At 60.2% G+C, this 22,147-nt stretch carries 18 protein-coding genes; 7 read left to right on the top strand and 11 right to left on the bottom strand.

Annotated elements, in window-relative coordinates; genetic code table 11:
* Window positions 1-162 precede the first annotated feature (162 nt).
* The 3 genes from MTP38_RS02560 to MTP38_RS02550 form a co-directional block, all read right to left on the bottom strand.
* On the bottom strand, window positions 163-2,046 hold the full coding sequence (locus tag MTP38_RS02560) for a hypothetical protein (protein WP_249234171.1): 1,884 nt from the start codon (window positions 2,044-2,046) through the stop codon (window positions 163-165).
* Window positions 2,047-2,051: 5 nt separating this feature from the next.
* On the bottom strand, window positions 2,052-4,136 hold the full coding sequence (locus MTP38_RS02555; RefSeq protein ID WP_249234170.1) for an efflux RND transporter permease subunit: 2,085 nt from the start codon (window positions 4,134-4,136) through the stop codon (window positions 2,052-2,054).
* Window positions 4,137-4,251: 115 nt separating this feature from the next.
* Window positions 4,252-4,644, bottom strand: coding sequence for a hypothetical protein (locus MTP38_RS02550; protein WP_249234169.1), 393 nt, complete (start codon window positions 4,642-4,644; stop codon window positions 4,252-4,254).
* Between the two features lie 308 nt (window positions 4,645-4,952).
* Between MTP38_RS02550 and pflB the strand changes: the two genes are divergently transcribed.
* Both pflB and pflA read left to right on the top strand, forming a co-directional pair.
* Entirely contained in the window at window positions 4,953-7,205 is a 2,253-nt protein-coding gene (gene pflB, locus MTP38_RS02545; RefSeq protein ID WP_249234168.1) for a formate C-acetyltransferase, read from the top strand.
* On the top strand, window positions 7,192-7,947 hold the full coding sequence (pflA, locus tag MTP38_RS02540; protein ID WP_249234167.1) for a pyruvate formate-lyase-activating protein: 756 nt from the start codon (window positions 7,192-7,194) through the stop codon (window positions 7,945-7,947). The genes pflB and pflA overlap by 14 nt, the downstream gene beginning before the upstream one ends.
* Before the next feature lie 155 nt (window positions 7,948-8,102).
* Here pflA and MTP38_RS02535 read toward each other — a convergent pair whose 3' ends face one another.
* Window positions 8,103-8,456 carry a cupin domain-containing protein gene (locus tag MTP38_RS02535; RefSeq protein ID WP_249234166.1) on the bottom strand — a complete coding sequence of 118 codons (354 nt, stop codon included), beginning with the start codon at window positions 8,454-8,456 and terminating at the stop codon, window positions 8,103-8,105.
* A gap of 143 nt (window positions 8,457-8,599) precedes the next feature.
* Between MTP38_RS02535 and MTP38_RS02530 the strand changes: the two genes are divergently transcribed.
* Window positions 8,600-8,926 (top strand): winged helix-turn-helix transcriptional regulator, encoded by a 327-nt coding sequence (locus MTP38_RS02530; protein ID WP_249234165.1) that lies wholly within the window; start codon window positions 8,600-8,602, stop codon window positions 8,924-8,926.
* Window positions 8,927-9,081: 155 nt separating this feature from the next.
* Here MTP38_RS02530 and MTP38_RS02525 read toward each other — a convergent pair whose 3' ends face one another.
* The 5 genes from MTP38_RS02525 to MTP38_RS02505 form a co-directional block, all read right to left on the bottom strand.
* Window positions 9,082-9,795, bottom strand: coding sequence for an ABC transporter ATP-binding protein (locus tag MTP38_RS02525; protein WP_227620627.1), 714 nt, complete (start codon window positions 9,793-9,795; stop codon window positions 9,082-9,084).
* Window positions 9,796-9,798: 3 nt separating this feature from the next.
* Entirely contained in the window at window positions 9,799-10,638 is an 840-nt protein-coding gene (locus tag MTP38_RS02520; protein ID WP_249234164.1) for an ABC transporter ATP-binding protein, read from the bottom strand.
* Window positions 10,631-11,665 carry a branched-chain amino acid ABC transporter permease gene (locus tag MTP38_RS02515; protein WP_249234163.1) on the bottom strand — a complete coding sequence of 345 codons (1,035 nt, stop codon included), beginning with the start codon at window positions 11,663-11,665 and terminating at the stop codon, window positions 10,631-10,633. Before MTP38_RS02515 ends, MTP38_RS02520 begins: the two co-directional genes overlap by 8 nt.
* Before the next feature lie 13 nt (window positions 11,666-11,678).
* Window positions 11,679-12,557, bottom strand: coding sequence for a branched-chain amino acid ABC transporter permease (locus tag MTP38_RS02510; RefSeq protein ID WP_227620630.1), 879 nt, complete (start codon window positions 12,555-12,557; stop codon window positions 11,679-11,681).
* A 151-nt stretch (window positions 12,558-12,708) separates the two neighbouring features.
* Window positions 12,709-13,920 carry an ABC transporter substrate-binding protein gene (locus MTP38_RS02505; RefSeq protein WP_249234162.1) on the bottom strand — a complete coding sequence of 404 codons (1,212 nt, stop codon included), beginning with the start codon at window positions 13,918-13,920 and terminating at the stop codon, window positions 12,709-12,711.
* Window positions 13,921-14,387: 467 nt separating this feature from the next.
* Between MTP38_RS02505 and eno the strand changes: the two genes are divergently transcribed.
* The 3 genes from eno to MTP38_RS02490 all read left to right on the top strand — a co-directional run bounded on the left by eno (window position 14,388) and on the right by MTP38_RS02490 (window position 18,598).
* Window positions 14,388-15,686 carry a phosphopyruvate hydratase gene (gene eno, locus MTP38_RS02500; protein ID WP_249234161.1) on the top strand — a complete coding sequence of 433 codons (1,299 nt, stop codon included), beginning with the start codon at window positions 14,388-14,390 and terminating at the stop codon, window positions 15,684-15,686.
* A gap of 218 nt (window positions 15,687-15,904) precedes the next feature.
* Complete coding sequence (gene uxuA, locus MTP38_RS02495) at window positions 15,905-17,005, top strand: mannonate dehydratase (protein WP_249234160.1); 1,101 nt, start codon at window positions 15,905-15,907, stop codon at window positions 17,003-17,005.
* Between the two features lie 6 nt (window positions 17,006-17,011).
* Window positions 17,012-18,598: a mannitol dehydrogenase family protein gene (locus MTP38_RS02490; protein WP_249234159.1), complete on the top strand. Its 1,587-nt coding sequence runs from the start codon at window positions 17,012-17,014 to the stop codon at window positions 18,596-18,598.
* Between the two features lie 168 nt (window positions 18,599-18,766).
* On the opposite strand, the gene MTP38_RS02485 is transcribed toward MTP38_RS02490, so the two are convergent.
* Window positions 18,767-19,882: an ABC transporter ATP-binding protein gene (locus MTP38_RS02485; RefSeq protein ID WP_249234158.1), complete on the bottom strand. Its 1,116-nt coding sequence runs from the start codon at window positions 19,880-19,882 to the stop codon at window positions 18,767-18,769.
* Between the two features lie 131 nt (window positions 19,883-20,013).
* Here MTP38_RS02485 and MTP38_RS02480 point away from each other — a divergent pair, with 131 nt between their 5' ends.
* Window positions 20,014-20,859, top strand: coding sequence for a helix-turn-helix transcriptional regulator (locus tag MTP38_RS02480; protein WP_249234157.1), 846 nt, complete (start codon window positions 20,014-20,016; stop codon window positions 20,857-20,859).
* Here MTP38_RS02480 and MTP38_RS02475 read toward each other — a convergent pair.
* Window positions 20,852-22,147: an MATE family efflux transporter gene (locus MTP38_RS02475; RefSeq protein WP_249234156.1), complete on the bottom strand. Its 1,296-nt coding sequence runs from the start codon at window positions 22,145-22,147 to the stop codon at window positions 20,852-20,854. The two genes, MTP38_RS02480 and MTP38_RS02475, sit on opposite strands and share 8 nt — an antisense overlap.

Here is a 22,147-nt window from a genome sequence, read left to right as displayed (position 1 = left end):
ACTGCACACCAGATAACTGTTTGGATGTTCTCCTAATCATTTACCTCCTTGAAAACGCAGCCGCTCCGGTTTATGCTTTGCCTGGGGCGGCTGCCTTTTTTGCAGAGAGATACAACAGGCCCCGGAGGCTTCCTGTCCTCCGGGGCCTTGTAATTCCTATCCTTACAGCCCGAACATCGCCAGCAGGCGGTGCCACAGGCGGACAAAGAAATTGCCCTCCGTGGCGTTGTCTGCTGCCGTCTCCACCGGGGCCGTTTCGGCGGGCGTCTCGGCGGTCTTGTAGATGAACTTCACCCTCTGCTCTGCCCCCTCGGGCGCACCGGCGAAGCTGGTGTAACCGGCGAGGCGGCTGGTCATCTCCTCCACCACGGTCTGCAGGGCGTGGAGCTGGTCGGCGTCCAGTGCGCCGGTGAGCTGAGAGATGCCCTCGGCGTTGAACTGCACAAGGCCGCCGTTGAGCTGGTCGGTGCCGTTCTGGAGCTGGAGCACACCGTCATACAGGGCGGATGCGCCGCCGGCCAGCCGGGCGCTGCCCTCCTTGGCGGTGTGAGCGCCCTCGGCAGCTGCGGCCACGCCGTCGGCGTACTGGCCGACGCTGGACACGAAGAACCGGATCTGTCCCAGATTTTCCTTGAGGGCGCGGACGCTGGCCATGTCCTCACTGTTGGCGGTCTGGTAGACCAGCTCGTCGTGGATCTTCTGTTGGGCGTCGCTGTCGGTGAGCTTCCGGAGCCAGCCCACGATGAAATCGGGGGAGAAGCTCTGCATCAGGCGCAGCGCAGCCTCAAGGTCGTGCCCCGTCTTGGTGGCCGCGAGGTAGAGGGCGATGTCCAGCTGGCTGGCCTTGAACTGAGGAGCCTGCTCCCAGATGGTACGCACCATCTTTTTGCGGCCTGCCGCCAGCGTTTTCTCCCCCAGCGAGAGGATGTCGTCGATGACGGCCTCGTAGGTATCCCACGTCATGGGGGTGTCGATGAGACCGTTTTCCATGAGGGTCTGGTTGGCGGAGTCCAGCACACCGTCGGCCACCTGCTGTGCGCCGGAGGTCAGGGCGGCGTTGTTGGAGGTCAGGGTGTCCAGCCCTTCCGTCAGCTGGCCGAGGCCGCTGTCCAGCTGGTTGGCCCCATCCAGCAGGGCCAGCGAACCGGCGGCAAGCTGGGCTGTGCCCGCCTTCAGCTGGGAAGCACCGTCCAGAAGCTGGCTCATGGCATCGTTCAGGGCCGCGATGCCGTCGGTCAGGCCGTTGAGGCTGTCGAGGTCAAAGACCTCATCCCCCTGCCCCAGCGCCTCGGCGGTGGCAGCACAGGCCAGCAGGATCTGAGGTGCCGTCAGCTCTTCTACATCGGCCTCCACGGTCAGGCTGTCCTGTAAGTACCGGGTCACACCGTCCACCTGCTGGGGCAGAAGGCCGTCGAGGGACGCCTTCACGCCCGGCAGGGCGACGAAGGCCGCCACGCTGCTCTTGGCCGCGCTTTCCAGCAGGCCGTTCACGGCGTTGACGTTGCGGGCGTCTCCGCCCAGCACGACGCCCACCGCTGTCACCAGCGGGGTGACGACGGTGCGCTCTTTTCCGTCCACCGTCAGCGTCCCCTTCTCGTTGTTGGTCAGGTCGATGGTGAGCACAAGGTGGCCGCTCTGGCCCAGAAGCTCGCTCAGGGGGGCGGTCCTGCCGTCCAGCGTATAGGTCACTTTCGCGGAGATGGGGAGCTGCCGGTCGGTGTCGCCCTTATAGTAGACGTCGGTGTCGTCGGTGTTCCAGACCAGCGTGTCGCCGTTCCGGGTATACTCGGCGAAGCTCTCGGTGTTCACGATGTTTTTCAGGGTGGACTTGTCCTCCACACCGGCGAGGCCGTCGGCAGCGTAGAGGTGCTCGCTGACGGTGGTCTTCTGGACCGAGCCGTCTGCCGCCATGACGGCATACACCGTCTCATCCTTCGAGAAGGGGGCTTTCGTCGCCGCAAAAGCGGGCCGACAGAGGCCGACCGTCATGGTCAGGGCAAGCGCCGCAGCGCCAGCGCGGCGCAGAAGATCCTGCGTTTTTTTCATATGATTCACTCCTTTGCAGCGTTGGGGGCGGTGAGCCAGTGGTATGTCGTGCGGCAGATGAGGCCGTCCAGCAGCATCAGCGCGGCGGGCAGCACCAGCAGAATGACCGCCATGCTGATGAGCGCACCCCGGGAGATGAGCAGGCAGATGCTTTCCAGCAGCTCCACCCGGCTGATGGCCGCGACGCCGAAGGTGGCCGCGAAGAAGGTCAGGCCGCTGGTGAGGATGCTCTGGCTGCAGTGCTCGAGGGCCTGCTGTGCCGCCGCCTTGGGCGAGCGGAGGGCCAGCCGCTCTTCGCGGTAGCGGGTGGTCATGAGGATGGAGTAGTCCACCGTCGCGCCCAGCTGGATGGTGCCGATGACGATGCTGGCGATGAAGGGCAGCGAGCCGTCGATGAAATAGGGGATGCCCATATTGATGGCGATGGCCGCCTCGATGCTGGCCACCAGCAGCACCGGCACCGACAGGCTGCGGAAGGACAGCGCGATGATGACCAGCACCGCCGCGATGGACCAGATGTTGACGTTTTTGAAGTCCTCGTCCGCGATCTCCACGAGGTCCTTCATCATGGCTCCCTCGCCGGTGACGAGGCCCTCGGGGTCCGCGGTCTTGACGAGGCGGACCAGCTCGTCCACCTGCGCATTGAGGGCGTCGCTGCCGGATTTGTAGCAGCCGTTGGCGAGGATGAGCTTATAGCCGCCGTTCTGCACGATGTTCATCAGTTCGTCGGGCAGAAGCTCCGTCTCGAAGCCGGGGCCTGCGATGGAGTCGAGGCTGACCACCTGCGTGATGCCGTCCACCCCCTTGATCTCGTCGCAGAGACCGGATACCTGCGAGGCCGTCAGCTCCTCCCGGACGAGGATGAAGTGGTTGGTCATCATGCCAAAGTCTTCGCCCAGCTTGTTCGTGCCCACGATGCCGGGCATATCCTGCGGCAGAGCCGCAAAAATATTGTAGTAGATGTCCGTCCTGCTCTGAGCCAGCCCGAAGGGGATCATCAGCAGGAGAAAGACCGCCACCACAGGCACCGGGTGCTTGGAGACAAAATGGCTCAGATGGGTGAGCCGCGGCATGAAGGTGCGGTGGCGGTATTTTTCCACCCACCGGTCAAAGAAGAGGATGAGCGAGGGCAGGATGACGATGGTGCAGAGGACGCCCAGCGCCACGCCCTTCGCCATGACGACGCCAAGGTCTGCGCCCAGCGTCAGCTGCATGGCACAGAGGGCCAGAAAGCCCGCGATGGTGGTGAGGCTGGACGCCGCGATGGAGCTCATGGTCTTGCAGATGGCGTTCTCCATCGCCTCTTCGTTGGAGGCACAGGAGGCTTTTTCCTCCTCGTAGCGGTGGAGCAGGAAGATGGAAAAATCCATCGTCACGCCCAGCTGCAAAACTGCCGCCAGCGCCTCGGTGATGAAGCAGACCTGCCCCAGAAAAATATTCGTGCCAAAGTTATACACCAGCGGGAAGAGCAGCCCCAGCATGAAGAGGAAGGGCGTGAGCCAGCTTTCCAGCGAGAGGAAGAGCACCAGCAGACACCCCGCCACGGCGCAGAGCACATACAGGGGCATCTCCCCCATGACCAGCTCCTTGGTGTCGCTCAGGATGACGCTGATGCCGCCGAAGAAGCAGTTCTTCCGCAGTATTTTTTTGATCTGGGCCACGGCCCCCATCGTCTCCTCGCTGACGCTGGAGCCACCCAGCTGGACGATGAGGATGGTGGAGTCGTTCTTGCCGAACAGGAACTGCTGAAGGTCTGCCGGCAGCATCTCCACCGGCACCGCCGGGTCCAGCACATCGCTGAGCCAGAAGGTGTTCAGCACGTCCGGCACCTCGTCGATCTCGGCCTTCATGGCCAGCAGCTCGTTTGTGGGCATCCCCTCCACAGTGATCATGTTGGTGGACGCCAGATGGTAGTCCGTCTCTAAGAGCAGCTGCCCCACCCGGGAGTCCAGCTCCTGCGGCAGATAGGAGAGGATGTCGTAGTTGATGGGCGTGGCGACGGCCCCCACTGCCGCCGGGATGAGCAGCAGCACCGCCGCAATGAGGATGAGCCTGCGCATCCGCACGATGGCCCGCGCTAGTTTTTTCATTCATTTCCTCCCAAAGAGCATTTTTTCGCCGTTTCAGAGAAAAACGACTTTTCTCGTTTTTTCGATATACTTTATTATAGTACTCTCCCTTTGGGTGTCAAGAGACAACTCTTCCTCAGCCAAAGCCTCTCCTAAGGGGAGGCTTTGGCATTCCGCAAAGCCCCATCTTCAAACGGAAACCATCCCGCTTGGCAAACAAAAAGCGGGACGCACAGGTGGTCAAGTCTGTGTGTCCCGCATTTTGTTTCTTTTTTGCACAGGACGCCGTACCAGAGCGCCTGCGTTGCGCGCAGGGAAAGCGGAGCAAACCATAAGCCGCTTTCCTTTTTATAAATAGGAGAATGGAATGGAGGAACCGAATCTCCGCAAAGAGAGTTGCAGGCATCTCTTCGGAGGAGTCGGAAGAGCTTTGGTTAGATTTAACTAACCTCGCCGTGACAACAGGATACCATAGTTTGTCATGACTGTCAAGCCTGTTTTTCAAATTTTCTGCAATTTTTTTATCCATGGCCTCCATGAGCATTTTTCATAACAAAAAGTACCCGCGCTTGTGGAAAATCCACAGGTTTCCTCTTGCTTTTTCTGAGAATCACTGTTATTATAGTGTCAAAGCCGCTGCTGGCCGACTCGATTGCCCGCCCGCAGCCGCTTTTTGCAACGTGGAGGTTGCCATCCAAATACCTCTGCGTGATGTATCGCCCTGCCTTTAAAAGACCGCAATCGGCGGCTTTTTTAAGACAGATTAGTTAGGCAATCCTAACCAGCTATTGCAAAGCAGCTGTGGTGTTGGATTGCGATAGGAGCAAGGAGGTTCCAATGATCAATTTTGAACAGTGGGAAGGCTTTGAGGGCCGCATCTGGAAAGAGGAAGTCAACGTCCGCGACTTCATCCAGAAGAACTACACCCCCTATAACGGCGACGAAAGCTTCCTCGCCGACCCCACTGAAGCGACCAATAAGCTGTGGGGCGCACTGCAGAAGCTGCAGAAGGCCGAGCGCGCCAAGGGCGGCGTGCTGGATATGGAGACCGACGTCGTCAGCAGCCTGACCGCATACGGCCCCGGCTACATCGACGAGAGCCTGAAAGATCTGGAGCAGATCGTCGGCCTGCAGACCGACAAGCCCCTGAAGCGTGCATTCATGCCCTACGGCGGCATCAAGATGGCAGAGCAGGCCTGCACCACCTACGGCTACCAGCCCTCTGCGGAGCTGCACAAGATCTTCACCGACTACACCCGCACCCACAATCAGGCCGTCTTCGACGCCTACACCCCCGAGATGAAGGCTGCCCGCCACACCCACATCATCACCGGCCTGCCCGACACCTATGGCCGCGGCCGCATCGTGGGCGACTACCGCCGTGTGGCCCTGTACGGCATCGACGCCCTCATCAAGTTCAAGCAGGAGGACCTCGCCAACTGCGGCGACGGCACCATGACCGATGACGTCATCCGCCTGCGCGAGGAGATCGCACGCCAGATCAGCGCCCTGAAGGGCATGAAGAAAATGGCCGAGGCCTACGGCTACGACATCTCCCAGCCCGCAAAGAACGCAAAAGAGGCCTGCCAGTGGCTCTACTTCGGCTATCTGGCCGCCATCAAGACCCAGAACGGCGCCGCCATGAGCGTGGGCCGCATCTCCACCTTCCTCGACATCTATATCCAGCGCGATCTGGACAAGGGCATCCTGACCGAGAGCGAGGCTCAGGAGCTTATCGACCACATGGTCATGAAATTCCGTATGGTCAAGTTCGCCCGCATCCCCAGCTACAACCAGCTGTTCTCCGGCGACCCCGTCTGGGCAACTCTGGAAGTGGGCGGCATCGGCATGGACGGCCGCAGCATGGTCACGAAGAACTGCTACCGCTTCCTGCACACCCTCGAGAACATGGGTCCTGCACCTGAGCCGAACCTGACCGTTCTGTACTCCTCTGCCCTGCCCGAAAACTTCAAGAAGTACGCCGCCAAGGTGTCCATCAACACCAGCTCGGTCCAGTACGAGAACGACGACGTCATGAAGCCCGTCTGGGGCGACGACTACTCCATCTGCTGCTGCGTGTCTGCTACCCAGACCGGCAAGGAGATGCAGTTCTTCGGCGCACGCGCCAACCTCGCCAAGTGCCTGCTCTACGCCATCAACGGCGGCGTGGACGAGAAGAGCCACGAGCAGTGCGGCCCCAACTACGCCCCCATCACCGGCGAGTATCTGAACTACGACGAGGTTCTGCCCAAGTACGTCCAGATGCTGGACTGGCTGGCTGGCCTGTACGTCAATGTGCTGAACCTCATCCAGTATATGCACGACAAGTACTACTACGAAGAGGCTGAGATGGCCCTCATCGACACCGACGTCCGCCGCACCTTCGCCACCGGCATCGCCGGCTTCTCCCACGTCATCGACTCCCTGAGCGCCATCAAGTACGCCAAGGTCAAAGTCGTCCGCGACGAGGCAGGCCTTGCTACCGGCTTCGAGATCGAGGGCGACTTCCCGAAGTACGGCAACGATGACGACCGCGCCGACGAGATCGGCGTCTGGCTGCTGAAGACCTTCCTCGAGATGATCAAGAAGCGCCACACCTACCGCAACTCCGAGGCCACCACCTCCATCCTGACCATCACCTCCAACGTGGTCTACGGCAAGTACACCGGCGCTCTGCCCGATGGCCGTGCCGCCTTCACCCCCTTCGCACCCGGTGCGAACCCCAGCTACGGCGCAGAGCAGAACGGCCTGCTGGCCTCTCTGAACTCCGTGGCAAAACTGCCCTACCACTGGGCACTGGACGGCATCTCCAACACCCAGACCATCAATCCCGACGCTCTGGGCCACAGCGAGGGCGAGCGGATCGAGAATCTGGTGCAGGTCATGGACGGCTACTTCGATCAGGGTGCACACCACCTGAACGTCAACGTCTTCGGCAGGGAGAAGCTCATCGACGCAATGGAGCACCCCGAGAAGGAGGAGTACGCCAACTTCACCATCCGTGTCTCCGGCTACGCCGTCAAGTTCATCGACCTGACCCGCGAGCAGCAGATGGACGTCATCTCCCGTACCTGCCATGCAGCTCTGTAACTCCCCTGTCGGGTACGTCCACTCGCTGGAGACCTTCGGCTCCGTGGACGGCCCCGGCGTCCGGTTCGTCGTCTTTCTGCAGGGGTGTGCCCTGCGGTGCAAATACTGCCATAACCCCGAGACATGGGCGGACGGCGGCGAGGAATGGACGGTGGAGCAGCTCTTCCAGCGGGTGTGGCGCTACCGCAACTACTGGGGCAGGAAGGGCGGCATCACGGTCAGCGGCGGCGAGCCGCTGCGCCAGATGGAGTTCCTGACGGCCTTCTTCGAGCTGGCCCGCTCCAAGGGCGTGCACACGGCCCTCGACACCGCCGGTCAGCCCTTTCGCCCCGACGATGCGGCCTATCTGGCCGACTTTGACCGGCTGATGCGCTCCACCAGCCTCGTCATCCTCGACCTGAAGGAGATCGACCCGGAGAAGCACCGCCAGCTCACCGGAAAAGACAACGCCAACATCCTTGCGATGGCGCGCCACATCTCCGACCTCGGTGTCCCTCTCTGGATCCGCCATGTGCTGGTGCCCGGCCTGACCGACGACGAGGAGGGCCTGCGGAGGACTGCGGAGTTCATCTCGTCCCTCAGGACGGTGCAGCGGGTGGAGGTGCTGCCCTACCACACGCTGGGCCTCTTCAAATGGCAGAAGCTCGGCATCCCCTATCCCCTGCCCGACGCTGTCCCGCCCACGGCGGAACAGGTCAGGCGGGCCGAGGAGCTGCTGGAAGTCCACAAGTATCCGGGCTGACCGAAAGCTCTATCCATCGCAAGACCAGAGAGCCGCGCAGCCATGTCATCTTGCTCGGCGCTATTTTGGGAAATTGCGATAAAAGTTGAATCACCATAACACAAAACACCCTGTACATCTCTGTGCAGGGTGTTTTACATTTCCGGCTCTTTCTATCAGCAGATGACGGCATCCTCAGCGGTAAAGCCGCCCAGAGAGTGTTCCTTCACCTGAATGCAAATATAGGTAATGCCCTCATCTGCGGCAGCAGAGAGCTGGCGCTTTGCTGCCGGAGCAATTTTCAGCCAGTCGCCAGCGGTCAGAGCGATCTCCTTCCCATCGATAACGGCTTTGCCCTTTCCTGCAATAATACCGTAGATCTCTTCATTGTTCCTGTGGGCGTGCACAAAAGGCACCCCTGCGCCCGCCGGGAGCTGGTTGATGCTGACCTCCGCACCTGTCAGGCCCAATTTTTCGTGAAGTTCCACTCTTGCCTCGTTGCCGATATTCGTTTTCGTATAGTTTTCCATCTCTTTTACCTCCAAAGGATATTGGCGCTCTCGCTCGCCTGTGTATAGTTTAAGCCGGAGAACACTCTAAAACAAGTACGCACCTTTTTATAACTGTACATATTAAAAAGAATATGTTATGATGTTCTCGGAGGTGTGATGCCATGAAAACAAAAGAAGAACTGCCCGCCTGCCCCGTGGCCACTGCGGTCTCCCTCATCGGCGGCAAGTGGAAGCTGCTGATCCTGCGCAATCTCAAGACCCGCCCATGGCGGTTCAACGAACTGCAAAGAGATCTGGAGGGAATCTCTCAGAAAGTTTTGACGGACAGCTTACGGCAGATGATCGACGACGGGCTCGCCTACCGACACGACTATCAGGAAATGCCCCCTCGCGTGGAGTATGGCCTGACCAGCCTCGGCAGAGAGATGCTTCCCATCATTGATGCCCTTGCCGATTTCGGGAACTACTACCAATCCATCATCCGATGATTTTCCACAACAAAAAAGGCGTGACCGCGCGGTCACGCCTTCTTGTTCTTTTATCGCAAGACAAGAAATTAGTGCAACATTCAAACAGCATATTTGCGATATGCAATTCAACGCTGTTGCTGTTGCATTAAAAAGTTGAATTGCTATATCCTGCTTTAGCCGCCCAGATATGCGCTGCGGACACGCTCGTTGGTCAGCAGTTCGGCACCGGTGCCCTCCATGACCACACGGCCCGTCTCGAGGACGTAGGCGCGGTCGGCCACAGAAAGGGCCATCTGTGCGTTCTGCTCCACCAGAAGGATGGTCATGCCCTCCTTGTGGATGTTCCGGATAATGTCAAAGATCTCCTGCACCAGCAGGGGGGACAGGCCCATAGAAGGCTCGTCCAGCATCAGCATGGAAGCGTTGCTCATCAGGGCGCGGCCCATGGCCAGCATCTGCTGCTCGCCGCCGGACATAGTCCCGGCCAGCTGCTTGCGGCGCTCCTTCAGGCGGGGGAACAGCTCGAAGACCTTTTCCTTGTTGGGGGCGATGGTGGAGTTGGGCTGGGTGTAAGCGCCCATGTCCAGATTCTCCTCCACGGTCATATGCAGGAAGACGTGGCGGCCCTCCGGCACCTGTGCCAGACCGGCCTCGACGATCTTATGGGCGCGGACGCCCTTGATGCTCTTGCCCTTATAGAGCACATCGCCGGTCTTGGGGTGGAGCAGGCCGGACACCGTCTTCAGGGTGGTGGACTTGCCTGCGCCGTTGGCGCCGATGAGGGTGACGATCTCGCCCTCGTTCACCTCGAAGGAAACATCCTTGACCGCGTGGATGTTGCCGTAAAAGACGTTGATGTTATCAACCTTCAGTAAAGTCTGTGCCATCGCTCAGCCCTCCTTTTTGCCCAGATAGGCTTCAATGACCTGCGGGTTATTGCGGATCTCGTCCGGCGTGCCCTTGGCGATGATACGGCCAAAGTTCAGCACGGCGATGCCCTCGCAGATGCCCATGACAAGGCTCATATCGTGCTCGATGAGCAGGACAGCGATGTTGAACTCGTCGCGGATGCGGCGGATGGTCTCGGTCAGCTCCGCAGTCTCGGAGGGGTTCATACCGGCGGCAGGCTCGTCCAGCAGCAGCAGCTTCGGGCTGGTGGCCAGAGCACGCATGATCTCCAGACGGCGCTGCGCGCCGTAGGGCAGGCTGCCGGCCTGTGCATCGGCGAGGTCGGCCATGTGGAAGATGTCCAGCAGCTCCAGTGCACGCTCGGTGCACTTCTTCTCTTCCTTCCAGTAGTTGGGCAGGCGGAGGAGCGAGGAGGCCAGATTGTACTTCATGGACTCATGGAGGCCCACCTTCACATTGTCGATGACGGACAGCTCTTTGAACAGCCGGATGTTCTGGAAGGTGCGGGCCACGCCCATCCGGTTGACCTGATAGGTCTTCTTCCCGGCGGTGGGCATACCATCGATGAGGATGGAGCCGCGGGTCGGCTGATACACGTTGGTCAGCAGGTTGAACACCGTGGTCTTACCGGCACCGTTGGGGCCGATGAGGCCCGTGATCTCGTTGCGGCCGATCATCAGGTTGAAGCCGTCCACGGCGGTCAGACCGCCGAAGTCGATGCCCAGCTCACGGACGTCGAGGATGGGCTTCTTGTCCTTGTCGCGGTCGGTCAGAAAGCCGCCGGAAGGGACGCTGTGTAACTTCGTCTGAAACTCACTCATGGTCTGCGCCCTCCTTGTCAGCATTCTTTTTGCGGAACAGTTCGCCGTTCATGGCCTTTTCCACAATGCGGCTCATCGAGAAGTCATAGCTGCCCAGCAGTCCGCCCGGGCGGAAGATCATCATGAGGATCAGCACCAGCGAGTAGACCACCATGCGGTAGCTCTCGAAGCTGCGGGTGGCCTCGGGCAGGATGGTCAGGACGGTGGCGGAGAGGATGGAGCCAAGCATGGAGCCCATGCCGCCCAGAACCACCATGACCAGGATCTCGATGGACTTCATGAAGCCGAAGGTAGAGGGGTCGAGGACGCCCAGATAGCAGGCGTACAGGCCGCCGGCCAGACCGGCGAAGGCCGCAGAGAAGGCGAAGGCCATGACCTTATAATAGGTCGTCTGGATGCCGCAGCTCTCGGCTGCGATCTCGTTGTCGCGGATGGCGAGGACAGCCCGGCCATGGCGGCTCTTCATCATGGCGTGGATGGCGAAGCAGGTGATGACCACGCAGAGGAAGACGTTCCAGTAATTGGAGTATTTCGGGATGTTCTTGAGGCCCTTTGCGCCGTAGAACAGCTTGAAGCCCAGCACATCGTCGATGTTGTTCAGGGTGATGCGGATGATCTCGCCGAAGCCCAGCGTCAGGATGGCCAGATAGTCGCCGGTCAGGCGGAGAGCCGGGATGCCGATGAGGACGCCGAAGATGCCGGCCATCACAGCGCCCAGCGCCAGACCGATGACAAACGCCACGCCGGAGGGCAGCGGGCTGTACTTGGTGAAGAGGGCGCAGGTATAAGCACCCACAGCCATAAATCCGGCATGGCCCAGCGGCAGCTGACCCAGATAGCCGGTGGACACGTTCAGGGACACGGCGAGGATGATATTGATGCCCACGGTGAGCAGGACTTTGTTCTGATAGGTGGAGAGGACGTTCTGCGTCATGAAGGAGAGCAGAACGAACAGCAGCACCACCAGCACGGTGTTCATCAGATAGCGCACCGGCATCTTCAGGGTCTTGCGTTTCAGTTTGTTCATGTTACAGTCCCCCTTACACCTTTTCCTGCACCTTGCGGCCGAGGAAGCCCGTGGGCTTGACCAGCAGCACGATGATGAGGATGGCAAATGTGACGGCGTCCTTCCATGCAGACAGGCCGATGGCCGAGACGAAGCACTCGCACAGGCCGATGGCGATACCGCCGACCATAGCGCCCGGGATGGAGCCGATGCCGCCCAGAACGGCGGCGACGAAGGCTTTCAGGCCCAGCATGGAGCCCATCGTGGGGGTGGCCTGCGGGTAGGAGCAGCAGTACAGCACCGAGCCGATGCCGGCCAGCGCCGAGCCGACCGCGAAGGTGAAGGAGATGGTGCTGTTGACGTTGATGCCCATCAGGCGGGCAGCATCCATATCCTCCGAGACGGCGCGCATGGCCTTGCCGAGCTTGGTCTTCTGGACGAGGAAGGTCAGCGCCAGCATGGACAGCACCGTAACGACCAGCGTGATGATGGAGGTCAGGCCCAGAGGCACCTTGCCGACCGAGAAGGTCTTGGCGTCAAAATAGGAGGGGATGACCTTTGCGCCGCTGCCCATGACCAGCTCTGCAGTGTACTCAAGGAAAAACGACACACCGATGGCCGTGATGAGCAGAGAGATGCGGGGCGCACTGCGCAGCGGGGTGTAGGCCACCTTCTCGATGACCACGCCCAGCAGCGTACAGGTGATGATGGTGGCGCAGACGGCAGTTACCGGGCCAAGACCCAGCTGGTTCATGACGAACCATGACATATACGCACCCACCATGATGACATCGCCGTGGGCAAAGTTCAACAGCAGGATGATGCCGTACACCATGCTGTAGCCCAGTGCGATCAGTGCGTAGATGCTGCCCAGCGACAAGCCGTTGATGAGCTGGCTGAAAAACACTGTCATTGTCTGATACTTCCTTTCTGAGGTCGTGGACGGATATAACAAAAAGCGGAGGCTGCCGAGTAAACCTGTTCCGGCGGTCTCCGCAAATGGGTCATTTACTTTCTGGATCTCGCTCTTATGCCGCACACCGGTGCGCAGAACCAGAGCAGGATCAGAACATCTCCTTCAGGACCGGCTTGCCGTCCACATAGGTCAGGATAGCGGTCTGCTTGACGGGGTTGTTGTGCTCGTCGAAGGTGAAGGTGCCGGTGATGCCATTGATCGTACCGCCCTTGATGGCATCGATGACAGCCTGCTTGTAGTCGTCAGAGGCAGCCTCAAGACCGGCATCCTCTGCGGCCTGAATGCCGTAAACAATGGTCATTGCTGCATCGTAGCCCAGCGGAGAGAAGCCGTTGGGGTACTCCTCACCGTACTCTGCCTTGTAGGCATCCTCAAAGTCGGTGTTGGAGCCCTTTGCATAGTTGGCGCAGAAGTAGGTGTCGGTCAGCTGGTCGTTGGAAGCATAGCCCTCCAGACCATCCCAGCCGTCGCCGCCGAGGAAGGGGACCGTCAGGCCGATGCTCTCTGCCTGAGACAGGATCTGACCCACCTCCTGATAGTAGTTGGGGCAGAAGACCGTCTCGGGGGCTTTGCCGAGGATGGTGGTCAGCTGAGTCTTGTAATCGACGTCGCCGTCGGAGTAGCTCTCCTGATCGACGATGGTGCCTCCCTGTGCCTCGAACTCGTTGACGAAGTTCTCGGCCAGACCCTCGTTGTAGTCAGCGCCCTTCTTGAAGATGACGGCTGCCTTGGTGTAGCCCAGTTTCTGGTAAGCGTAGTCTGCCATCTTGATGCCCTGGAACGGGTCGGTGAAGGTAGCACGGAAGACGTTCTCATAGACGGTGTCGGTCTCGGCATCGTAGGTGACAGCCTCAGCGGTCGCAGAAGCAGTGACCATGGGCATATTGTAATCCTGACTCTCGGCCACGACAGCCAGAGTCGGGGTGGTGGTGACGTCGCCCACCAGAGCGGTGATGCCCTGATCGCACATCTTGGTGAAGCAGGTGACAGCCTGCGTAGCATCGCCCTGCTCGTCCATCGTGATGATCTCAAGCTGCTTGCCGTTGACGCCGCCCTTTTCGTTGACCTGCTTCAGGTACAGGGTAGCGCCGTTGACGACGGCCTGACCGTAGACAGAGACATCGCCGGTCAGAGGTCCGATGACGCCGACCTTGATGGTGTCGCCGGAAGCGGCAGTGGAAGCAGCGGTGGAGGTGGAAGCAGCGGTGCTGGAAGAGCCGCCGCAGGCGGTCAGAACACCGGCAGCAGTCACAACACCGGCAGCAGCCAGAAAGTTACGACGAGAGATCATGTTTTTCATAAGTCTATATCCTCCTGATATTTGGAAGCATTCGTGTTTTTGGCGGCTTTCCTGCCCGGCCTGCTGCCGGTATCCGGAAAAGCCGCTAAGGAAGCAAAGTTCCCTTCCCTCAAAGCGGCTCTGCTATCTTGAGTCTTATTATAAGCACTCCGGTGCAAGTCTGCAATTCACAAATCGTCCATAGTTTCCGAGGGCTTTCCGGCAAAACTTGCTATTTTTCACAAAATCATCGGTTGCTTTTTGGTTACTTTTTCAAATTGTTCACCTGAGAAAAACAGAACATGAAATCGATTCACAAGTAACAAAAAGATGACACAACTTTCCTGCATTGAAGTTCGTTTTGGCTAACATCATCGTTTTCTCTTGCATCCCGGGCCGAATCATGGTAGGATAATGTCGGTTAGTTAGCGTATACTATCCAAATGAGAAGAGCGCATCCATTCCTATTATATATGGAGGTACAGAGTATGAACTATCTTGAGATCGTAGACGTTCTGGGCCGTGAGATCCTGGACTCCCGCGGCAACCCCACTGTAGAGGCCGAGATCACGCTGGCCGACGGCACGGTAGCCCGGGGCTGCGCCCCTTCCGGTGCATCCACCGGCGAGTTCGAGGCACTGGAGCTGCGCGACGGCGACAAGGGCCGCTATCTGGGCAAGGGCGTCACCAAGGCCGTGGAGAACATCAACACCGTCATCGCTGATGCCGTCATCGGCATGGATGCCTCCGACACCTATGCCATCGACAAGGCCATGATCGACGCCGACGGCACCAAGGACAAATCCAAGCTGGGCGCCAACGCCATTCTGGCCGTCTCCATCGCCGCCTGCCGCGCTGCGGCCGCTTCGCTGGATATGCCCCTCTACCGCTTCCTCGGCGGCGTGAACGGCAACCGTCTGCCTGTCCCCATGATGAACATTCTGAACGGCGGCGCACACGCCACCAACACCGTGGACACGCAGGAGTTCATGATCATGCCCGTGGGTGCCCCCTCCTTTAAGGAGGGCCTGCGCTGGTGCGCTGAGGTCTTCCACGCTCTGGCCTCCATCCTGAAGGCCAAGGGTCTGGCCACCTCCGTCGGCGACGAGGGCGGCTTCGCCCCCAACCTGTCCAGCGACGAGGAGACCATCGAGACCATTCTGGCCGCCATCGAAAAGGCCGGCTATGTTCCCGGCAAGGACTTCATGCTGGCCATGGACGCTGCTTCCTCCGAGTGGAAAAGCCCCAAGGGCAAGGGCTTCTACAAGCTGCCCAAGGCGGGCACCGAGTTCACCTCCAGCGAGCTGATCGCCCACTGGAAGAAGCTGGTGGAAAAGTACCCCATCATCTCCATCGAGGACGGTCTGGACGAAGAGGACTGGGAGGGCTGGCAGGAGATGACCCGCGAACTGGGCGATAAGGTCCAGCTGGTGGGCGACGACCTGTTCGTCACCAACACCGAGCGTCTGGCCAAGGGCATCTCTCTGGGCGCGGGCAACGCCATCCTCATCAAGCTGAACCAGATCGGCTCTGTGTCCGAGACCCTTGAGGCCATCAAGATGGCCCACAAGGCAGGCTACACCGCCATCAGCTCCCACCGCTCCGGCGAGACCGAGGACACCACCATCGCCGATCTGGCCGTAGCCCTGAACACCTGCCAGATCAAGACCGGCGCGCCCAGCCGCACCGAGCGTGTGGCGAAGTACAACCAGCTGCTGCGCATCGAGGAGCAGCTGGGCGACAGCGCCGTCTACCCCGGCATGGCAGCCTTCCATGTGAAGCGCTGACCTGAGATCATCGAAAAGGGCGTCAGCCCGGCGCTGCCGGGCTGACGCCCTTTTTTCTCTTTTCTATGCCGTTTTGTATAAAGTATACAAGAAAAAACTCCAAAAGTCGTCGAATCGACTATTGCCAATTCGCAACTGATATATTAGAATATAAGTGAGAGAGCGAGGCACTCCTGCCGCGCACAAACGCAAAGCAAGATAAACGGAGGACATCCACTATGCCTATGAAAATGGGTTGGCGCTGGTATGGCGAGGGCAACGACCCCGTCACCCTCAGCGACATCAAGCAGATCCCCGGCGTGACCAGCATCGTCTGGGCACTGCACAACAAGATGCCCGGCGAGATCTGGGAAATCGACGAGATCCAGAAGGTCGCAGACCAGATCCACGCCTATGGCTTCGACATGGACGTTGTCGAGTCGGTCAACGTCCACGACGACATCAAGATCGGCCTGCCCACCCGCGACAAGTACATCGAGAACTATAAGCAGTGCATCCGCAACCTGTCCAAGTTCGGCGTCAAGGTCATCTGCTACAACTTCATGCCCATCTTTGACTGGACCCGCACCGACCTGTTCCACCCCGTCGGCGACGGCTCCACTGCACTGTTCTACGAAAAGGACAAGATCAAGGACGATTACAAGTCCATGGCCGAGTACATCATGTCCTTCACCGAGAAGTACAACATGACCTTCCCCGGCTGGGAGCCGGAGCGGATGGCAAAGCTGGACGAGCTGTTCAAGGCCTACGCCCCCGTCACCAAGGAGAAGCTCTGGGAGAACCTGAAGTACTTCCTTGAAGCCCTGATGCCCACCTGCCGCGAGTGCGACATCAAGATGGCCATCCACATGGACGATCCCCCTTGGGATATCTTCGGCCTGCCCCGCCTGCTGGTGGATGCCCAGAGCATCGACCGCTTCCTGAGCATGGTGGACGATGAGTACAACTGCCTGACCCTCTGCTCCGGCAGCCTGAACGCCAACCCCAATAACAATGTGGCTGAGATCGTCCGCAAGCACTGCGACCGCATCGCATTCGCACACATCCGCAACATCCATCACTTCCCCAACGGCGACTTCTCCGAGGCTGCCCACCGCGACTGCTGCGGCGAGACCGGCATCATCGAGATCCTGCGCGCCTACCATGACTGCGGCTTCGAGGGCTACATCCGCCCCGACCATGGCCGTCAGCTGTGGGAGGAAGGCCCCGGCGTCTGCCGCCCCGGCTACGGCAAGTATGACCGTGCGCTGGGCATCCAGTATATGCTGGGCGTCTGGGACCTGCTGGACCGTCTGGACGAAGAAAAGAAGAAGGGCTGATCGAATATGAAGCTGACTGACATTAAAAACGGCAATCTCTCTGCCGAGTGGGCAGAAAAGGGCTATGAGCTGCCCAAGTTCGACGTCGAGGCCGTCAAGGCCAAGACCCACGCAGAACCCACTTGGGTGCACTTCGGTGCCGGCAACATCTTCCGTGCTTTCCCGGCTGCCATCCTGAACGACGCACTGAACAGCGGCAAGTATGACCGCGGCGTCATCGTGGCCGAGAGCTTCGACTACGAGATCATCGACAAGGCTTACCAGCCCTACGACAACCTGAGCCTGCTGGTCTGCCTGAAGTCCACCGGCGACATCGAAAAGAAGGTCATCGCCTCCGTCACCGAGAGCCTGAAGGCCGACTACTCCTTCGGTGCTGACTGGGCACGTCTGGTCGAGATCTTTCAGGCTCCCAGCCTGCAGATGATCTCCTTCACCATCACCGAGAAGGGCTACGGCGTCGCTCCTGCTGACCTCGAGCGCGGCCTGACCCCCGTGCTGGCCATGGGCAAGGTCACTGCCCTGCTCTACGAGCGCTTCAAGGCCGGTGCTCTGCCCCTGACCGTCCAGAGCATGGACAACTGCTCTCACAACGGCGATAAGGTCAAGGCTGCGGTCTTTGCCTACGCCTCCAAGTGGGTCGAGCAGGGTCTGGTGCCTGCCGAGTTCCTCGCCTACGTCAAGGACGAAACCAAGATCACCTTCCCGTGGAGCATGATCGACAAGATCACCCCCCGCCCGGATGCCAAGGTCCAGCAGATGCTGGCCGACGACGGCTTCGAGGACAACTACACCATCGTCACCGAGAAGCACACCTTCACCGCTCCCTTCGTCAACGCCGAGGAGACCCAGTACCTCTGCATCGAGGATCACTACACCAATGGCCGTCCCCCGCTGGAGCTGGGCGGTGTCCTCTACTGCGACCGCGAGACCGTCGATAAGATCGAGAAGATGAAGGTCTGCACCTGCCTGAATCCCCTGCACACCGCCATGTCCATCTACGGCTGTATGCTGGGCTACACCCTCATCTCTGCCGAGATGGCCGACGAGGATCTGCGCGCCTTCATCCAGAAGATCGGCTACATCGAGGCCATGCCCGTGGTCGTCGATCCCGGCGTGCTGAACCCCTACGAGTTCATCGGCGCTGTCATCAACCGCCGCCTGCCCAACCCCTTCATGCCCGATGCTCCCCAGCGTATCGCTACCGATACCTCTCAGAAGCTGGCCATCCGCTTCGGCGAGACCATCAAGGCCTACGAGGAGCGCGGTCTGGACAAGTCCAACCTCGTCCTCATCCCGCTGGTTCTGGCAGGCTATGCCCGCTACCTGAAGGGCATCGACGACAACGGCCAGCCCTTCGAGATCTCTGCTGACCCGATGCTGGCTGAGCTGCAGGCCATCGTGGCTCCCCTGAAGGTGGAGGCCGGTGAGCAGGACTTCTCCTGCCTGAAGGCTCTGTACAGCCGTGCCGATGTCTTTGGCGTGGATCTGTATGCCGTCGGTCTGGGCGAGAAGATCGAGTCCATGGCCAAGGAGCTGTTCGCAGGCCCCGGCGCTGTCCGCGCCACCCTGCACAAGTACACGCTGGCCCGCTGAGCGCTGACTGTATCTTGAATTAAGCCATTCCCGCACCCATGCTGCGTTTTGCTTTGCCGCAGCGTGGGTTTTTTATTTTGTCCTTTTCCGGGCAAAACGAAAGACCGCCGGGTTTTGATGCCCGGCGGTCTTTCTTATGATAGGAGGATCAAAAATGATCTTAGACGATCAGTTCAGGACGGTCTGCTCGGTCTCGACGTCGAAGAGATGGACCTTGTGGGGATCGAAGGCAACGCGGACCTTGTCTCCGTTGCGTGCCTTGGAGGTAGGAGCGACGCGGGCGGTCATCTTGTTGCCCTTGTACTCGAGGTACAGGTAGATCTCAGCGCCCATCATCTCAGAGACATCGACCTGAGCATCCAGCTGGCAGTCGGTGTGCTTTGCCATAAACTCCGGCTCGTCGTCGATGTCCTCGGGACGGATGCCCATCTTGACCTTTTTGCCGACGTAGGAATCCAGCTTGCCGTCAGCGGTCTTCTCCTTGGGCAGGGGGATGACGTCGCCGCCCAGATCGATGCCGTACTGGTCGCCCTTCTTGATGACAGTACCGTCGAGGAAGTTCATCTGGGGGCTGCCGATGAAGCCTGCAACGAACATATTGCAGGGCATATCATACAGGTTCTGCGGGGTATCGACCTGCTGGATGATGCCGTCCTTCATGACGACGATGCGGTCGCCCATGGTCATAGCCTCGGTCTGGTCGTGGGTGACGTAGATGAAGGTGGTAGCCAGCTTCTTGTGCAGCTTGATGATCTCGGTACGCATGGAGGTACGCAGCTTTGCATCCAGGTTGGACAGAGGCTCGTCCAGCAGGAAGACAGCCGGGTTACGAACCATTGCGCGGCCCAGAGCGACACGCTGGCGCTGGCCGCCGGACAGAGCCTTGGGCTTGCGGTCCAGCAGGTGCTCGATCTCAAGGATCTTGGCAGCCTCATGGACGCGGCGGTCGATCTCGTCCTTCGGGGTCTTGCGCAGCTCCAGACCGAAAGCGATGTTCTTGTAGACGGTCATGTGGGGGTACAGAGCGTAGCTCTGGAAGACCATGGCGATGTCGCGGTCCTTCGGGGGGACGTCGTTGATGAGGCGGCCGCCGATGTACATCTCGCCCTTGGAGATCTCCTCCAGACCGGCGATCATGCGCAGGGTGGTGGACTTACCGCAGCCAGAGGGGCCGACAAAGATGATGAACTCCTTGTCCTGAATCTCCAGGTTGAAATCGGTGACAGAAGGAGCAGTAGCACCGGGGTAGATCTTGTAGATATGCTGGCAGCTGATCGAAGCCATAACGCATTTTCCTCCATTGATGTTGTTTCACTCAAAGGCCCACGCTTGACGATGAGCCGTTTCATTGCTATTATAATAGCAGATTATTTTGTGATATGAAATAGCATTTTATTGATTCGAGGTGTCAGATATTGATTTACGCCCCCAGCACCACCGCCGCCCTCGGCGTCGTGGAGGATGTCCAGCCGGAAACGCCCCTGACCCTGCGGGGCGAAGGGCTTTGGGTCTGTCTCATTTCCAGCGGAAAATGCGTCGTCTCCCTGTCGGAAACGGGGGCAGCGCCCGGCGGCTCTGCCCTCCTGCTGCCGCCCCAGAGCGCGGCGGCGGGCCATCTCGTGCTGAGCCGGGGGCCTCTGACCCTCGCGCCGGAAAACGAGTGCCACCTGCTCTGTGTCCAGCTTACGGGGCAGGCGGCAGAGCAGTTCCTCGGGGGGCTGTCTGAGATGCCCTTCCTCGCCCGGGGCGAGACCTGCCCGGCGGCGGCAGAGCTGATGGGACGCCTCGCCGAGGAGCAGGACGCTTCCGAGCGGGTGCGGAGCCAGCTGGCCTTTGCCCTGCTGTGTGAGCTTTCAGACGCCGACAGCGCCGCCCCGGCCCTGCCCCCGCTGGTGGCTGCGGCCATCGAGGACATCCGCAGGAACTACGCCGGGCTTTACGGCGTAGAGGAGCTGAGCGAGCGTCTGGGCGTCTCCAAGAGCCACCTCGTCCGGGCTTTCACGGCGGCGCTGGGCGTCTCGCCGGGGCGGTATCTCACCAGTGTCCGCATCGAGGCCGCCATGCGGCTCCTGCTCCACCGGGAGTACACGCTGGACGTCATCGCCAGCCTCTGCGGCTTTTCGGGGGCAAACTATCTCTGCCGCGTCTTTAAAAAAACGACCGGCCAATCCCCCACGCAGTGGCGGGCGATGGCCGGTCGGAGCGCCCTGCCCGGGCTTTCGCCCGAGCAGCAGCGGCTGGAACAGGAATTGTTTATTTAACAGGCTTCCGCTTCAGCAGAAGGAGGGTCAGGCAGGCCGTGATGGCCTCCGAGGCCGGGAATGCAGCCCAGACGCCGTTCATCCCGAAGAGGGCGCTCAGCACCAGCGAGCAGGCCACGATGGCCGCGACGCCCCGGGACAGCGAGGTGGCAGAGGCCTCTGCGGGGCGGTCTACCGCGCCCAGATAGCCTGCGGCCACGATGTTGAAGCCCGCGAAGAAGTAGCCGAGGAAGTAGATGCGCATCCCTCGGAAGGCATACTCTGCCATGAGGGCCGAGTTCTCGCTGTTGAAGACGGCGACGATGGGGCCGGTGAACCCGAAGAGAACAACATACAATGCCGCCGCCAGTGCAAGAGCGGTCCCGCTGCCCAGCAGCAGGAGCTTGTGCGCTCCGGCGGCATCGTTTTTGCCGTAGCACCGGCTCACCAGCGGCTGTGCGCCCTGTGCCACGCCGTTGAAGATGGCCGTCGCCACCAGCGCGTAATTCGCCACGACGCCGTAGGCCGCCACGGCCACATTGCCCGCCAGACGGAGGAGGAGCAGGTTGAAGACGGTGGTGGTCACGCCCGAGGACATCTCCCCCACGAAGCCTGACACGCCCAGCTGGCAGCTCTGGGCCAGAAGCCTCGGCGAGGGCAGCTGCCGCACGAAGCAGATGGTGTTTTCCTTCTTGAGAAAGTGGCGGCTGCAAATGAGGATGCTCAGCACCGGCGACACCGCCGTTGCCAGCGCCGCGCCGGGCAGGCCGAGGCCCATGGGGAACATGAAGATATAGTCGAACACCACATTGAAGAGGCTGCCGCACAGCGTCGCCACCATCGCCAGCGAGGGGTCGCCGTCGTTGCGGACGAAGGATGCGACGATGTAGTTGCACATAAAGAAAGGGGTGAACAGCAGGAAGATGCGGGCGTACCCCACACCGAGCGCGATGATCTCACAGTCGCCGCCCATGAGCCGCAGCAGTACCTCGGGGCAGAAGACTCCCGCCAGCATGAAGGGCAGGGCGAACACCAACGCCCAGAGCAGGGCGTTGGAGAAATAGCGCACCGCGCGCTCGTCCCCCTGCGCCCGGAGGATGGCGTAGCGGGTGGCCGCGCCGAGACCCAGCATCGAGCCGATGGCAAAGATGAAGTTGTAGATGGGCAGGCAGAGGTTGAGCAGGGCGACGCCGTCGGTGCCCGCCGCCTGCGAGATGAAATAGGTATCCGCCAGAATGTAGCAGGACGTACCCAGAAGGCCGAAAATGTTCTGGCTGACGTATTTGAAATACTGTCTGGTAAGGCTCAT

Origin of the sequence: Faecalibacterium sp. I3-3-89 (assembly GCF_023347275.1) — a bacterium.
Lineage (GTDB): Bacteria > Bacillota > Clostridia > Oscillospirales > Ruminococcaceae > Faecalibacterium > Faecalibacterium butyricigenerans.
This window is presented reverse-complemented; position numbering and strand designations above follow the sequence as displayed.

Bases quoted from the DNA above. Each gene is read 5' to 3' on its own strand.
- MTP38_RS02560 (WP_249234171.1), bottom strand. From the start codon at position 2,046: ATGAAAAAAACGCAGGATCTTCTGCGCCGCGCTGGCGCTGCGGCGCTT.
- MTP38_RS02555 (WP_249234170.1), bottom strand. From the start codon at position 4,136: ATGAAAAAACTAGCGCGGGCCATCGTGCGGATGCGCAGGCTCATCCTC.
- MTP38_RS02550 (WP_249234169.1), bottom strand. From the start codon at position 4,644: ATGGATAAAAAAATTGCAGAAAATTTGAAAAACAGGCTTGACAGTCAT.
- pflB (WP_249234168.1), top strand. From the start codon at position 4,953: ATGATCAATTTTGAACAGTGGGAAGGCTTTGAGGGCCGCATCTGGAAA.
- pflA (WP_249234167.1), top strand. From the start codon at position 7,192: ATGCAGCTCTGTAACTCCCCTGTCGGGTACGTCCACTCGCTGGAGACC.
- MTP38_RS02535 (WP_249234166.1), bottom strand. From the start codon at position 8,456: ATGGAAAACTATACGAAAACGAATATCGGCAACGAGGCAAGAGTGGAA.
- MTP38_RS02530 (WP_249234165.1), top strand. From the start codon at position 8,600: ATGAAAACAAAAGAAGAACTGCCCGCCTGCCCCGTGGCCACTGCGGTC.
- MTP38_RS02525 (WP_227620627.1), bottom strand. From the start codon at position 9,795: ATGGCACAGACTTTACTGAAGGTTGATAACATCAACGTCTTTTACGGC.
- MTP38_RS02520 (WP_249234164.1), bottom strand. From the start codon at position 10,638: ATGAGTGAGTTTCAGACGAAGTTACACAGCGTCCCTTCCGGCGGCTTT.
- MTP38_RS02515 (WP_249234163.1), bottom strand. From the start codon at position 11,665: ATGAACAAACTGAAACGCAAGACCCTGAAGATGCCGGTGCGCTATCTG.
- MTP38_RS02510 (WP_227620630.1), bottom strand. From the start codon at position 12,557: ATGACAGTGTTTTTCAGCCAGCTCATCAACGGCTTGTCGCTGGGCAGC.
- MTP38_RS02505 (WP_249234162.1), bottom strand. From the start codon at position 13,920: ATGAAAAACATGATCTCTCGTCGTAACTTTCTGGCTGCTGCCGGTGTT.
- eno (WP_249234161.1), top strand. From the start codon at position 14,388: ATGAACTATCTTGAGATCGTAGACGTTCTGGGCCGTGAGATCCTGGAC.
- uxuA (WP_249234160.1), top strand. From the start codon at position 15,905: ATGCCTATGAAAATGGGTTGGCGCTGGTATGGCGAGGGCAACGACCCC.
- MTP38_RS02490 (WP_249234159.1), top strand. From the start codon at position 17,012: ATGAAGCTGACTGACATTAAAAACGGCAATCTCTCTGCCGAGTGGGCA.
- MTP38_RS02485 (WP_249234158.1), bottom strand. From the start codon at position 19,882: ATGGCTTCGATCAGCTGCCAGCATATCTACAAGATCTACCCCGGTGCT.
- MTP38_RS02475 (WP_249234156.1), bottom strand. From the start codon at position 22,147: ATGAGCCTTACCAGACAGTATTTCAAATACGTCAGCCAGAACATTTTC.